The sequence below is a fragment of the Nonomuraea sp. NPDC003754 genome, assembly GCF_053605785.1.
On the sequence record NZ_JBSGJX010000055.1, the window covers coordinates 44,124 to 57,427 of the forward strand.

General features: G+C 66.5%; 12 protein-coding genes and 1 pseudogene. 7 read left to right on the top strand and 6 right to left on the bottom strand.

Features of this window, described 5'->3' with window-relative positions; translation table 11 throughout:
• The first annotated feature begins 236 nt into the window (after positions 1 to 236).
• On the top strand, positions 237 to 677 hold the full coding sequence (locus ACWEVS_RS41045; protein ID WP_452556232.1) for a hypothetical protein: 441 nt from the start codon (positions 237 to 239) through the stop codon (positions 675 to 677).
• A gap of 107 nt (positions 678 to 784) precedes the next feature.
• Here ACWEVS_RS41045 and ACWEVS_RS41050 read toward each other — a convergent pair whose 3' ends face one another.
• A complete protein-coding gene (locus ACWEVS_RS41050) occupies positions 785 to 3,271 on the bottom strand; it encodes a tetratricopeptide repeat protein (RefSeq protein WP_452556234.1) in 2,487 nt (828 codons plus the stop codon).
• 178 nt (positions 3,272 to 3,449) lie between these two features.
• On the opposite strand from ACWEVS_RS41050, the gene ACWEVS_RS41055 reads away from it, so the two are divergent.
• The 3 genes from ACWEVS_RS41055 to ACWEVS_RS41065 all read left to right on the top strand — a co-directional run bounded on the left by ACWEVS_RS41055 (position 3,450) and on the right by ACWEVS_RS41065 (position 5,749).
• Positions 3,450 to 3,905: a carboxymuconolactone decarboxylase family protein gene (locus ACWEVS_RS41055; RefSeq protein WP_452556236.1), complete on the top strand. Its 456-nt coding sequence runs from the start codon at positions 3,450 to 3,452 to the stop codon at positions 3,903 to 3,905.
• 196 nt (positions 3,906 to 4,101) lie between these two features.
• Positions 4,102 to 4,560, top strand: a complete 459-nt coding sequence (locus tag ACWEVS_RS41060; protein ID WP_449922129.1) for an iron chaperone — start codon at positions 4,102 to 4,104, stop codon at positions 4,558 to 4,560.
• Between the two features lie 157 nt (positions 4,561 to 4,717).
• On the top strand, positions 4,718 to 5,749 hold the full coding sequence (locus ACWEVS_RS41065) for a hypothetical protein (RefSeq protein WP_452556238.1): 1,032 nt from the start codon (positions 4,718 to 4,720) through the stop codon (positions 5,747 to 5,749).
• A gap of 232 nt (positions 5,750 to 5,981) precedes the next feature.
• On the opposite strand, the gene ACWEVS_RS41070 is transcribed toward ACWEVS_RS41065, so the two are convergent.
• The 3 genes from ACWEVS_RS41070 to ACWEVS_RS41080 all read right to left on the bottom strand — a co-directional run bounded on the left by ACWEVS_RS41070 (position 5,982) and on the right by ACWEVS_RS41080 (position 8,133).
• Positions 5,982 to 6,536 (bottom strand): hypothetical protein, encoded by a 555-nt coding sequence (locus tag ACWEVS_RS41070; RefSeq protein WP_452556240.1) that lies wholly within the window; start codon positions 6,534 to 6,536, stop codon positions 5,982 to 5,984.
• Positions 6,537 to 6,979: 443 nt separating this feature from the next.
• Positions 6,980 to 7,351 carry a hypothetical protein gene (locus ACWEVS_RS41075; RefSeq protein WP_452556242.1) on the bottom strand — a complete coding sequence of 124 codons (372 nt, stop codon included), beginning with the start codon at positions 7,349 to 7,351 and terminating at the stop codon, positions 6,980 to 6,982.
• A 236-nt stretch (positions 7,352 to 7,587) separates the two neighbouring features.
• Positions 7,588 to 8,133, bottom strand: a complete 546-nt coding sequence (locus ACWEVS_RS41080; RefSeq protein WP_452556244.1) for a GNAT family N-acetyltransferase — start codon at positions 8,131 to 8,133, stop codon at positions 7,588 to 7,590.
• Between the two features lie 447 nt (positions 8,134 to 8,580).
• Here ACWEVS_RS41080 and ACWEVS_RS41085 point away from each other — a divergent pair.
• Both ACWEVS_RS41085 and ACWEVS_RS41090 read left to right on the top strand, forming a co-directional pair.
• Positions 8,581 to 9,084 (top strand): annotated as a pseudogene (locus ACWEVS_RS41085) (integrase core domain-containing protein); the annotation flags it as partial.
• Positions 9,085 to 9,558: 474 nt separating this feature from the next.
• Complete coding sequence (locus ACWEVS_RS41090; protein ID WP_452556252.1) at positions 9,559 to 9,960, top strand: tyrosine-type recombinase/integrase; 402 nt, start codon at positions 9,559 to 9,561, stop codon at positions 9,958 to 9,960.
• Positions 9,961 to 10,606: 646 nt separating this feature from the next.
• Here the strand turns inward: ACWEVS_RS41090 and ACWEVS_RS41095 are convergent.
• The gene (locus ACWEVS_RS41095; RefSeq protein ID WP_452556246.1) at positions 10,607 to 11,758 is read right to left on the bottom strand and encodes a hypothetical protein; all 1,152 of its coding nucleotides are present in this window, start codon (positions 11,756 to 11,758) and stop codon (positions 10,607 to 10,609) included.
• A 42-nt stretch (positions 11,759 to 11,800) separates the two neighbouring features.
• Positions 11,801 to 11,929, bottom strand: a complete 129-nt coding sequence (locus ACWEVS_RS41100) for a hypothetical protein (protein WP_452556248.1) — start codon at positions 11,927 to 11,929, stop codon at positions 11,801 to 11,803.
• Positions 11,930 to 12,310: 381 nt separating this feature from the next.
• On the opposite strand from ACWEVS_RS41100, the gene ACWEVS_RS41105 reads away from it, so the two are divergent.
• A complete protein-coding gene (locus ACWEVS_RS41105) occupies positions 12,311 to 12,736 on the top strand; it encodes an HAD family hydrolase (protein WP_452556250.1) in 426 nt (141 codons plus the stop codon).
• Positions 12,737 to 13,304 lie beyond the last annotated feature (568 nt).

Sequence of the window (13,304 nt, forward strand, 5' to 3'; positions counted from 1 at the left end):
CCGGACCGCGGCACCCGCAGCGGGCTGGTGTCTCCACAGTGCACCGCACGGAGTCTGACACCCCCCGGATCGGCGCTGAAGTGGGGCTGGACCCACCAACCCGTACGTCCAGGCGCATACCGCCCCTCCCGTCGCGCTCCCTAACGTCGACACCACGCCAGCCGACACAAGGCCGGCACCACGCCAGCCGACGCAAGGTCGGCACCACGCCAGCCGACGCAAGGGGAGAAAGAGACATGGAAACCACCAACCGCACCACGGCCGAGACCGCCCGCCCCGACCGTCCGCACACGCGACGAGCCTTCGCCACGGCGAAGATCCTCGTCGCGGCCTACGGCGCGCTCAGCGCCGCGGTCCTCGTCACGGTCGCCATCCTCTCGACCACAGGACACGCGGTGACCTCGTTCATGTGGGGCCGGTCAGCCGGAGTGCTCGCGAGCGCCGCGGTGGCCTACTGGCTGACCGTCCTCGCCGCGCGGGGAGCACGATGGGCCTATCTCCGTATGCGCGTCATCACGGTCATCATGCCGATCGCGATCATCGCCATCGACATGATCCCCGGAATGCTCCCGGCGTGGTTCGTCATGACGCAGGCCGTCTGCGCCCTCCCCGTCGCCGCGGCAGCATTCGTCGTCAACGGATCCCGGCTGCGCGCCGCCTTTCCCAAGACACGCTGACCCCCTCGGTTCCCGCACGCTCCGTGCCCCGTCTCCAGTACCCGGTCGGCCGAACGGTGCGTCAATCGCGACCCGGCGGATCCGCGGCGTCCCGACCGGTGGCGTGATCAGTAGGCCCCGGGGTTGAGCTCCTTCAGGACGGCCTGCCCCGCCGCGCGATGCTCGGCGGCCGCGGCCGGATCCGTCCCGTCGAGCACGACCGCGATCCCCTCGTGGGCCAGCGCCTCCGCGTACCGGTTGCCCAGTCTCGGGGCCAGCTCCAGCGCCTGCCGGTGCAGCCGCAGGGCCTCCTCGGGCAGGCCCGCCAGCCGGCAGGTCTCGGCGTAGCCGTTGAGGAAGCGGATCTTCCAGTGTTCCTCGAAGAGTTCGTCCAGCAGCGCGAACGCCTCCCGATGGCTGGCCAGCGCCTCCTCGTACCGGCCCATCTGCCGCAGCGCGACGCCCAGGCAGTTGAGGCACCAGGCCTCGTTGTGCTTGTGCCCGTCCTCGCGGGCCAGCGTCAGCGCCTCCTGCAGGTGCCTCACCGCGTCGCCGGGTTCCTCGGGGGCGACCGCCACGCCGAGGGTGATCCGGGCCGTCAGCGGGGATGCCGACGCGGGGTCGGTGTGCGGGATGTCCAGCGCCTGCCTGGCCAGCCGCGCCGCCTCCTCGCGGTGTCCCAGCTGCAGCATCGCCCAGGACTCGCACGCGGTCGCATGGGCCGCGCCCATCGGGCAGTCGGCCGCCGTGTACAGCCTTCCCGCCAGCCGGAAGAGCTCGAGCGGCTCCTCGACGTGCCCCTCGTCCCATCGCAGATAGGCACGGCGCATGGCCAGCTCGGCCTCGAACCGGGCGTCCCCCGTCCGGGACACCAGCGGTGCCGCCGCCTCGTACGCGGCCTCGGCCTCCGCCATCCGGCCCGCGTTGTACCGGGCGAAACCCAGGTCGCTGTGCGCCTCGGCCAGTTGCAGCGGATCGCCCAGACGCTGCGCGGCCACCAGCGACCGCTCGAACAGGACATTGAGGTGCGTGGTGCCGCAGCGCCGCGCGAAGAAGGTGCGCATGAAGCGCGGCAGCTCGCACGCATGGGCGTCGGCTCCGGTGGCGACCGCCACCTCGAAGGCGGCCATCAGGTTCGAGTACTCCGTGACGAACCAGAAGAGGGCCGCCTTCTTGTCGGCGAACCGCGGCAACTCGGCGGGAGGCCGGCCCGCCGAGGCCGCCCGGCTGCCCGAAAGCAGCGGCATCGCGGCGTCGGCGGCCGCTGCCGCGTGCACGTAGTAGTCGAGCACCCGGCCGAGCGCCTGCTCCCGCTCCTCCGCTGAGTCCTGCTCCTCAACGGCCCGGCGCGCGTGCTGGTGCACCAGGTCGTGCAGCCGGTACCGGCCGGCCGCCGGCTGCTGGACGAGGTGCGCGTCGAGCAGGTCCTCCAGCATCGCCCGGGCGCTGCGCAACGGCACGTCCGCCAGCGCCGCCGCCACGTACTCGTCGAAGGAGGACCCGAGCAGCAGGCCCAGCAGGCGAAACAGGCGGCGCTGGCCCCTGTCCAGCTGCCGCACCGACATCGCGAACGCGGTGTCGAACTCGTCCGCGCCCTCCCGCATCCGCTCGACGAGGATGCCCACGGTCCAGCCCGGCCGGTGCCGCAGCCTGGCCGCGGCCAGCCGCAAGGCCAGCGGCAGGTGGCCGCACAGCCGCAGCACCTCGGCCGCGGACTCCGGTTCGCGGGACAGCCGGCCGTCCGAGCCGCTGGGGTCACCGCTGGCGCGGGCCAGCAGCTCCGCGCTCTCCTCGGGGGTCAGCACGTCCAGCGAGACGGGGGGCACCTCGTCCAGGCCCAGCAGCCGATTACGGCTGGTGATCAGGGCGACGGAGGCGCCGGCGCCGGGCAGCAGCGGGCGGACCTGGTCGGCGTCGGCGGCGTTGTCGAGGACCACGACGGCCCGCCGGCTCGCCAGTTCCGACCGCCAGCAGGCGGCCAGCGGTTCGATGCCGCCCTCCTGCGGGATCTTCTCGGAGGGGACGTCGAGCGCGGCGAGCAAGGTCCGCAGCGCGGCGTCGTGATCGAGGGGCTGCCGTCCCTCGGTGAAGCCGTGAAGGTCCAGATAGAGCTGGGCGTCCGGGTAATCGGCGGCCAGCAGGTGTGCGGCGTGCACCGCCAGGCAGGTCTTGCCGACGCCCGCCATGCCGTCGACGGCGACCACCCGGCCGCTGTCCACCGCGGCGAGCACGGCGGCGAGCTGGGCCTGGCGTCCGGTGAAGTCGGGCACGTCGCGCGGCAGATCGTTTCGTGGCGGGCGCGGGGCCCCGGCGGGCGGGGACGGCGGCTGCACCTGGCGGCTGCTCTTCGGGGGCGCCGGCAGCGGGCTCGAGGCGCGTTCCCACAGCGGACGCAGCGGGCGGGGGTCACGCTTGACGAGGCGGCAGAGCGCGATCACCGCGGGCCAGGGCGGTGCCGTCTGGCCGCTGAGGTAGCGCGACAGCGAGGACGAGCTGAGACCCGTGTCCCGCGCGAGGGCCCGCACGCCGAGCCCGGACAGTTCCTGGAGCATCCGCAGCCGGGCGGCCAGCTCATCCTGGGGATCGGCCGTCGTCGTCCGCTGCTGCACACCCACGGTTCTCCGCCTCTCTGTCCCGCCCCGGCACTGACTTTCCGGGCCGGATCTGCGCTGGTCAAGGCCGTTTCAGCTGTCCCAGCGTGTCCCATCTCCCTCGTCCTGGCAAACCCGCTGGGCTGTGATGGACCCACGCCCCGCAAGGACGGGCGCCGAACCTGAAGAGGAGAACACCGACATGCAGTCCCGTATGCAGAACCCCGCCGTCATCCTGTCCGGTGCGATGCAGCCCATCCAGGAGCTCTTCAAGAGCGTGCACTCCGGCGGGGTGGACGGGCAGATCCTGGAGCTGGTGCACCTGCGGGTCAGCCAGATCAACGGCTGCAGCGCCTGCGTCGACGGCGGCGTCAAGACGAGCCGCAAGGCCGGAGTGAGCGACGAGAAGCTGGCCACGGTCGTCGCCTGGCGGGAGACCCCGTACTTCACCGACGAGGAGCGGGCGGCGCTCGCGCTGGCCGAGGCCGCGACCCGGCTGGCCGACCGTCCCGACGCGGTGAACGACGAGATCTGGGACGCGGCCGCCACCTACTTCGACGAGAAGCAGCTGGCCGCGATCATCCTGATGATCGGCGTCACCAACCTGTTCAACCGGCTCAACGCCACGACCCGCCAGCTGGCCGGCGCCTGGGGCTGACGGTCCCGCGCCCGCCCGCCGGAAGCCGGAGCGCGCTCGCCCGCCGGAAGCCGGAGCGCGCTCGCCCCCCTGGAAAGCCGGAGCGCGCTCGCCCGCCGGAAACACGTCGCGTCGAACGTCAGTTTCGGAGAAGCCGCCGCAGCGGCGTCCATGACACCCTTGACCATCAAAGCCGCATACCGGAAGGAAGCTCCCAATGAAGGACACGAAGCAGGCCGACAAGACGTTCGACGGATTCACGGAGCATGAGCGCGCCGCGATGAAGGAGCACGCCAAGGAGCTGAAGGCGGCCGCGCGCCGCGGATCGCGCGCCGACAAGGCCGCCGAGGACGAAGCCGCCGTGCTCGCGAAGATCGCCGAGATGCCGGACGCCGACCGGGTCCTGGCCGAGCGGATCCACGCGATCGTCAAGGAAAGCGCGCCGAGCCTCGCGCCGAAGCTCTGGTACGGCATGCCCTCGTACGCCAGGGACGGCAAGGTCGTCTGCTTCTTCCAGAGCGCCCAGAAGTTCAACGCGAGGTACGCGACGTTCGGCTTCAGCGACCAGGCGAACCTCGACGAAGGCGCCATGTGGGCGACCTCCTACGCCCTGAAGGAGCTCACCGCCGCCGACGAGGCGATGATCGGCGAACTCGTGAAGCGAGCGGTGAGCTGAAACCGGACCGCCACGCCGTACAACGCGGCTGATGGGAGTCTGGCCCGCGAATCGCGACAACCCAGCCCGCATGACACCGCCGCCAGAAAGCGGACCCGCTCAGTCGACGGTCATCCGCTACCCTGACTCGGATTGATCATTTCCGGGAGAGGGCGCCGTGATGCAGGAACCCGCGGCAGATGCGTTATCTCCCGTTTCGACAGCGCTGCGCTTCGGTGCGGTTCTGGCCGCGGCTGGACCGGTGGTCCTGACGGCCTTCGGGGTCGGCAGGCAGAGCGTCGGCTGGTTCTGTTCCGGGATGGGTTTCGCTTCCTCTTCGGGTGAAGGCCCATACGCGCTGGAGCACGTGCCGGGAGAACTGCTGTTCTGGGGCGTTCTCCTGCTGCCGGTCTTCGTGGCCGGCCTGCTCCTGCGCGGGTCACGTCGGGCCACGCGCGCCGCCGTCGCCACGGTCAGCACCGTGCTCGCGTTCGGGCTGGTCACGGCGTTCTACCTACCGGGTCCCGACCCATGCACCGGGCAGGAACGTGCGGTCATACCGCCCTGGCCTTTGATCGCCTGTTATCCGGTGGCCGCAGGGGCACTGCTCCTGGTGGCCCGGTCATCCCTGCCTCGGAGACCGTACCGGATCATCCTGTGGGCGGGAGCCGTCGGCGCGGCGGCATGGGCGGCGATGTTCCACCGCTGGACGATCACATACGACATGTTCTTGGGTGGCTTCGTCTATCTGAAGACCCCGGAGTCCATCTGGGACGGCCTCGCCTGGTGGTCCGGTAACGCCGACGCGATCGGCTTACCGGTCGCACTCGTCGCATTGGCGGCGGCCGCGAGAGTCACCGCTTCCATCCGATGGGGACGGTGGGTGGGCACCGCGGCCGCGGTCGCCCTTCTCCTCTTCCCGCTGCTCGACGTCGTGACGTACGCCGGCCAGTGCAGCGGCGACTACGAGATGTCTTTCGCCGATTCGGTACGGTGGCCGCTGCTTGTCTCGGCCGTCCTCGTCGCGTCGGCCACTTGGAGCCCCGCCGGGCGGATCTCCTGGGCCACGACCATCCGCCTGGCGCGAAGCATGATGCGCGGACAGTCGAAAGATGTGGCCGCCGGTCGGGTGAAAGAACTCGCCGTCGCCACTGTGATCGCGGTTGCCGGCATCTGGTTGATCGTCTCGTCCTTCACACCGACGCGGTAGGAGTACAACGACAGATCCCCCGGTCCGGAGTGGTATCTACGCCGGGAGCACTTCATCACGCGATTCGATCGTCCAGTACACCGGAGTGCTCCACCCAGCTCAGAAGCGGATTCGACATGGTCGTCTTCCGTGCCCGTTCACCCGCGTCCGGCGTCGTTGCCAGCACCAGCGTTAGCATCGTCCACTGAAGCGAAACTTGCCGTCAGCTGAGGCGAAGGCCTCTGTCATGCGCTCAGTCGCGAACGGTGTAGCCGCCCTTGCTCAGGGGCAGGATCGGCGCCGTGCCCATGCAGATCGGCAATTCCTGCTCGAACCCGAGGACGGCCCAGCTCCAGCCGAGCCGGTCCCGCTTGCCTTCGTCGTCGACGGTGAACCCGACCCGCTTGCCGGTCGGGATCTCGATCTCCGCAGGGGACGCGCTGACCTTCTCGATAACTCCGGTCACCACCGCGACGTCTCCACCGACGTTGAGGCAGTCGATCTTCCCCTGGAAGTCCGCGAAGACCTTCCCGTCGGGGAACCAGTGCTGGACCCGGAAGGTGCCCTGGGACTCCGTGGCGAAGCCCTTGGCTTCGATGGCGAACCGGACCTTGTGCCCCTTCCACCCGGCCCCGAGGATGTCGAGAGTGCCCTCACCGGTCCCGGACAGGAGGAAGTCCGGCAGCGCGGCGGGCTTCGGTCCGGGGTCGGCCTGTACGGCCGGCGCGGTCACTGTGAGTACGGCGAGCCCGGCAGCGAGCCCGGCGAGGGCGACACGGCTCCGGCCTGCCAGTCGTGTGATGGTCATCGAGAATCCCTTTGATCTCAACTGTTCGTAACACCACCAGGCTCGCGACCGGGATGCCGCCACCCCTCCCACCCGAGGGTGATCCCGCTCCCCCTTACGTGGGAACTCGCCCGGCCGGTGGCACGTCGGCGGAACGGGACACCGCGATCGCATGATCGGCCCCGGTTGGGAGCCCTTGGAAGCGCGGGTGGCTCCCAAGGAGGGAGAAGAGACCGGGTGAGCCGGGAAAACGAGAAGGTCCCTGGAGGCGTAATGCCTGCTCAGGGACCTTCTTCGTGAAGCGCGGCCGAGAGGACTCGAACCCCTAACCTTCTGATCCGTAGCCAGTTCGAGATCGTCCACCGACGTCTAGCGGTGCCAGAAATGCCTGCTCACGGGCATCTCCGCCGTGATCACTTTCTATGAACGTCCATCGGTATCCAGGGACGTTGTTAGCAGCAGCGTTAGCAAGACCGGCCGTCGTCGGCGTCATCGCGGTGCGTGCTTTCCAGCAGAGTGCGCAGGCGCCGAATCTCGGCCAGCAACCGCGGGACATCAGACCGTGCGTGCGCGATGAACGTCGCGTTCTCATCCCAACGATCGTCAGGACCTGCAACGTAGGGCCTCGGAAACTGCACCAACGTGGCCGCCACCATCTCACTGCCATTCCACGCCGGCCAACGCTCACCCCCTCCAGCATCGGGCATGGTGCTGATAGCGACCAGGTTCGCGGCAGCATCATCGTCAAGGAACCGCACGTACCACGGTCCAGGCGTTGCGGCTTGGGCACGGCTCTCGATCTCTTGTAGCTCACTATCGCCGATCGGCACGCTCATCGATCAAGCATCCGGGCCACCGGCCGTCGAATGCCAGGGCCCCTTCATTACGAGATTCTCTATGACTGTCCAACGGCGTCCGCTGCCATCCCTCCGGCCCTGGTCGGTGGCCTGTTCGCCAAGATCCCGGTCCACCAGCGTCCATGGCTGTTCGGGGTCGTTGTTAGCAACCGCGTTAGCAAGATCACCTACTCTGGTGCTCTTCGGGGAGTGGATCGCGGCCGGTGCTCACGTCTCTACCTCGGGTCGAGTACGCGCGTCATCCAGATCGTGTTGCCGCGTTCGGCGTCCTCGGTGATGCGGTCGCTTCGGTGGAAATCGAGTTTCTCGAGGACTCGGAACGAGGGTGTGTTCCACTCCCACACGGTCGCCCAGAGTCGTCGACGTCCTGTTCGAGTCGCGGCTTCGATGACCGCACGGGCTGCTTCTGTCGCGTAACCATGGCCGTGAGCTCGTTGTGCCAGCTCATAAGCGATCTCAGGTTCGTCGAAAGATCCCTTGCCGACAGTCAATCCGCAGTACCCAATAAACTCACCGGTGTCTCGCAGCTCGATCGGCAGCAACCCGAGCCCCGGATCCGCCGCCAGCGGATTGCTGAGGAGCCAGCCGCGGATGTCCTCGACCGTCGGGCGTCCCTCGGCGTCGATCCGCCGTACCGGCGGCACTCGTGGATCCCGCTCAAGCCATAACCCGCGGTACTCCTCGGCATCCGACGGCACCCACCGCCGCAACCGCAGCCGCTCGGTCACCAGCTCCGCCGGTAGATCCTCATAGGTCCCCACCCGCCCAACCTAACCCGGTGCTGGCCAAGACCGGAAAACGGCTGCAAGAGGCGGACGTAGAGCTTCTCAACTGCGTTCGCCCTCGTCGATCTCCCGTCGGCTCTAGTCGTGTTCACGATCTGTTCGCCGCAACCAGGCCGGCACGAGGACTCCAACCGCACCCACCAGATACGGGCCCGATTGACCCGGCGGCGGATGCGACGCCTTCCAAGTTCATAGCGGTCAGCATAGAGCGAAGAAGCCCCGTGCGATTAGCGTGCGATTGGCCACGGCCAATCCGGGTCAAATCGGGAGCACTCGGACATGGTGGCCGATGGCCGGATTCACGCTTGATGAAGGTGGTCAGGGGCGGTCTCGAACTGCCGACCTTCCGCTTTTCAGGTGTAGCAATCGCCCTGCTGCCCTTTGATGAGCTGGGGGCAGAGGGTGCTCGACGAGGGCGGGCCGACCGGAAGACTGGTGTGTGCCGCGTTCGCCGGGGCGATGCGCGCCTATGGGGTGCCGCTAGAGGTGCTGACGGACAACGGCAAGCAGTTCACCGGCCGGTTCGGCGGGCCGAAGGCGGGTGAGGTGCTGTTCGAACGGGTCTGCCGGGAGAACGGCATCAAGCTGCGTCACACCGCACCACGCACCCCGACAACCACCGGCAAGATCGAGCGGTTCCATCAGAGTGTGCGCCGCGAACTGCTGGAGCAGGCGCCGCCGTTCGCCTCGCTGCAGGCCGCTCAGGATGAGATCGACGCGTTCACCGAGCATTACAACACTGCCCGCCCGCACCAGGCGCTGGACATGGCCTTCCCCGCCGACCGGTTCTTCACCGAGTGCAGCCCCGGACAGCTGCGCGCCGAGCGGGAACTGCCGCTTCAGCTGCCCGCCGGCCTGATCACGGTGCCCACCCCCGCCGACGTTGCTCTTGAGACGCCTCTCCTTCCCGAACCGCCAGATCTGCCGGTTCCGGCCATCAACCACGGTGATCAGCCCGAACGGCCCGAGCCCGTTCTGAGGACCTCGGTCGATCCGCTGGAGCGCCAGGCGATCGAAGTCGACCGGATCGTGCCCGCCTCGGGGAACCTGTCGATCGGTGGCCAGCAGCTCTGGCTCGGCCCCGACCGGGCGGGCATGCCGATCAACTTGTGGATCAGCACGCAGCGGTTGCACGTGTTCACCACCGGCGGCGGACGGCTCAAGAGCGTGGCCTCCCGGCTGACCGTCAAGGACCTGGCCACACTGCTCGCCTCGGGCCAAGCCCGCCCGGCACCGGCCGAGCCCGCCGGCGAACCGCCGATCGAGGCGAGCGCCGTCGAGGTGGACCGGCAGGTCAGCTCGACCGGCACGATCAGCCTGGCCAGCCGGGCCTTGTGCATCGGCGCCCATCTGGCCGGCCGGCGCGTCACCGTCCGCCTGGACGGCATCACCGCCCGCGTCATGGACGAGCAGCGCCTGCTCCTTCGCGCTGTGCCCTGCCCGCTGCCACTCGCCGAGTGCCTCGCCCTGCGCAACGCCCGCCCCGCCGGACCACCGCCGACCTCTCCGACTGAGCCCGTCACGGTCCAGCGGGTGGTCTGCAGCCGCGGCCACTTCCAGGTCGTCGGACAGAAGACGGTGTACAACGAAACCCATTCGACAGCCCAGCTACCGCATGCCCGGCTGCACGACCTCCGGCACATCCACGCGACCACGCTCCTCCTGGCGGGTGTGCCCGTCCACGTCGTCGCGGCCCGCCTCGGCCACGCTGACCCGTCCATCACCCTGCGCGTCTACGCTCACGTGATCCGCGCGGCGGAAGCCTCAGCGGCAGACGTCTTCGCTCAGGCGATCGGAGAGTAGCGGAGCCTCCCTGTTAGCAGGGGCGTTAGCAAGATCCCGAGATTGTCGTTACAAACACGAAGGCCCGCTACAGGTTTTCCCTGGTAGCGGGCCTTTCGAGTGAGCGCGGCCGAGAGGACTCGAACCCCTAACCTTCTGATCCGTAGGGAAGGGCAAGCGCCTCGTCCTTCGCCTTCCGCCCTGCTCAGGCGGTAGATGTGGTCCGGTGGTGTGTGATCGTGTAAGGCGGTGTTGCTGTACGGCGCTGCTGTACAGCAACCAGCTACGGCCGCCCGCCCTCATGTCCGGTGGCAAGAGGACCCGCACCGCAGGGCCGCCAGGCCCGAGGAGCGGAAGCCTCGCGGCAGCCATCCGACACCCGCATTAGGAGAGCGTCTGCTCTGCTGCTCCTCTCCCCTTCATGCCTGCACAAACCTCCGTTAGCGATCTCTAAACCTTTAGATCATTCCGCACATATTCCGCGAACGGCGGCACCGCATAGTGGCCTATTGACGCATGGAGTGGCAGCCGCCTCGGAGCGCAGAGACGTCAGGCGCAAGCGGGGGAAGTGACGTGATCGTGTCCCTGCTCGGATGTCGGCACGCGAGGGCGGCAAGCTGCATAGAGGAACCTATTATCGCAATCATTTCTGAGGGTCCGAACCGTTTTACGGGGCGTAAATTTCGGGACCATAGCTCACTACTGGAACCCCGATACTTGCGCTTTCGGGGTGCACATCTCGGATAATAATTTCTTTCGCCGGAGGGTTGACGTTGATCGAGAACTGCGATTCTATCGATAGTGACTGTTTTAACTCATCGGACGCCGGAACAAGCCCTTTATAGGAGGCGACTTTATCGCCCGCAGGTGAAACGGCTATGCCATCCGTCAGTACTGGCTGAAGAGATAGCATGCGGTTTGCTGCCGCATGCAGATTCTTCTTTAGGAGGGTCAGATACGTCTCAATGAAGCTCTCATGCACGACATCGAAGCAACGAACCGTCGAGGCCGAAGCTCGTGACTCCTCCTCTTGGAAAGGTTCGGTTCGAATTCCGCGAACCCAAGGAACCCCGATAAGCTGTTGTTGGCCCTCACGTAGAATTACTCCGAACATTGGCGCTCGAATGACCACAATTGGCATTACGAAGTGCGGAATACTTCGCGCCCCTCGATCTTTAGCACTCTGACTTCTGAAGTAATCAACTGCCTTTATGAGTGGGAGGGTCAATGATCGATAGACCTCCTCCCCCGAAAGGTCTAGTCGAGATCCAGCACGTTGCGCCTTGCTGATTGATATGGCATATGGCGTTGGGGGATCGAAAATAGGAAATTCGTGAAGCTCAAAGATGTCGGACAGTCGGGAAGAGAAGGTGAGAGGTGAGCCATTCTTGCTAAGCCCATAACGCTCTGGTGGCATAATGACCTTGATTCTCGGCTCCAACCCGACAATCTCTGGATACTGAAGTCTGAATTGGGATGATTGAAGTCGCAGGAAGAATATGTATGGCAGTGCACTTTGCTTGCATTCGACGAGTAGGCTAGCACGAAAGGATCGCAGGCCTGAAGCTGCTTGAGGTTCATTGCTGACGTGAAATTCGGCATAAATATCCAGCGATCGGATCTGGTCGGAGTCCTTGTCGAGGTACGGCCACTCCTCTTGAACAATAGCAAAGCCCTTGCTGTCGACCTTCTGTCGGATGATGTCTGCGATTTCAGCTTGGAATGGATAGCCAGATTTTCTGATAGCATCCATTAGATCTTTTGGCTGCAATCCTTCGCCCAGATTAATAAAGGGTGGCACTGCTTTGCGATCTTGCATGACGCTCCTAAGGGTGAGTCGCTGCGCCTGGAGTCGGCGACACTAATATGAATGATGTAGCTTGCCATGTCTCGCTTTTGCCTCTTTTGCTACACGCCTGACACGGTCGTTGTTGCCGGTGTGGCGGATCATCAGGACGTCGTCGGCGTCGTTGGTAACGATGACGTTCACGAAGGGGATGGGGCTGTTCGGTTCGGGGGGCGATGGGGTCGTCGAAGTAGTCGATTCGCGTGAGCATCTGTCAGGGCTTTTGGAGGGGACCTGGCCGCTTGGTGGCTGAGCTCAGATCCGAGCACGGTCAGAGGTGGCGCCGGTGAGTACCCCGGTGGACAGTGGCAAGTCGACCCGGAGCGCAGGGCCGTCAAGGCCCGAGCACCGGAAGCGGCGCGGCAGCGATCGCCCCCGACCCTGTCCAGTGGGAGCCGAAGTCGGCGATCGTCAGGGCGCAAGGGCGGCGCGGGCCTTGGGCGTTACGTGCGTGGCGATAGAGCGCGGGCCGCTGTCTAGGGTGATCTATGTGCAGAAGCTGGCGCTTTCGACCTCGATGACACCTTGATTGATCTACGAGCCGCATTTCAGGTGTGGCCTGTCGAGTTCGTCGAGGTCCATCGGCTGGGGTCGGGCGCGGTCGAGTGGTTGGTCGACTTGGATGGGAGCGGTCTAGCGCATCGAGGGGAGTTCTTCGCTCGGGTGCGCGAGCGGTACGGCCTGGCGAACGAGGTGGACGAGCTGTGGGCGGCGTATCGGCGGCGAATGCCTCATCTGGTGACGTGCATTCCTGATTTACTCGGTGGGTTGGCGGAGTTGCGGGCGTCCGGGTGGCGGGTGGGCATCGTCACCAACGGGATGGCTGATAACCAGCTTGGGAAGATCGAGCGGACCGGGCTGGTGGACGTGGTGGACGGGTATGCGTGCTCGGGTGCTGAAGGTGCGCGCAAGCCGGATCGTCGACTGTTTGAGATCGCTGGTGCCAGGTGAGGCGTATCGCGTCTGAGTGGTGGATGGTTGGTGACAGCCTGTCCAAGGATGTGGCCGTGCGGCCACGCGGTAGGGCTGCAGGCGGTCTGGGATCAACCCTCGGAGGCTCGCCGTGGGGGATGCCAGGCCGGATCATGTCGTCGACAACGTGACAGAGGCGCTGAAGCTACTCCGGGCTGTCGACTAGCCAGATGTTGGAGGAGACGTTCTCTGCGGTACAGCGTTCGTCTCGGGGATTGGGGCGCGTGGGGCGCTGGCCGCGACCGGCCGAAGAGCCGCAGCGCGGCCAGCTGGCGCCCGAACGCGCCGCCGGCCGCCGCAGGCGGACGGCTTGAAGACGTGGAGAAAGTTCTCATTCATCGGACCTTGTAGGCCTGTGTGCTGTCCCTGGAGATGCTTGACACATCGATCCCAGGACATATTTGGCCGGAGCCGCTTGGCCTTAGAGCCTGCTTGAGAAGATCGTTTATGTTAGAACGTGTTTGAGAAGATCATGCGTGTTCGGCGTGGCGCCGTGACGAGCGGTGCTGGTGCCGCCAGGGTGGCCGGATGCCCCCTCGTCGTTACC

Excerpts from the sequence above, each read along its gene's own strand:
- ACWEVS_RS41045 (WP_452556232.1), top strand. The coding sequence starts at position 237 with ATGGAAACCACCAACCGCACCACGGCCGAGACCGCCCGCCCCGACCGT.
- ACWEVS_RS41055 (WP_452556236.1), top strand. The coding sequence starts at position 3,450 with ATGCAGTCCCGTATGCAGAACCCCGCCGTCATCCTGTCCGGTGCGATG.
- ACWEVS_RS41060 (WP_449922129.1), top strand. The coding sequence starts at position 4,102 with ATGAAGGACACGAAGCAGGCCGACAAGACGTTCGACGGATTCACGGAG.
- ACWEVS_RS41070 (WP_452556240.1), bottom strand. The coding sequence starts at position 6,536 with ATGACCATCACACGACTGGCAGGCCGGAGCCGTGTCGCCCTCGCCGGG.
- ACWEVS_RS41075 (WP_452556242.1), bottom strand. The coding sequence starts at position 7,351 with ATGAGCGTGCCGATCGGCGATAGTGAGCTACAAGAGATCGAGAGCCGT.
- ACWEVS_RS41090 (WP_452556252.1), top strand. The coding sequence starts at position 9,559 with ATGGACGAGCAGCGCCTGCTCCTTCGCGCTGTGCCCTGCCCGCTGCCA.
- ACWEVS_RS41095 (WP_452556246.1), bottom strand. The coding sequence starts at position 11,758 with ATGCAAGATCGCAAAGCAGTGCCACCCTTTATTAATCTGGGCGAAGGA.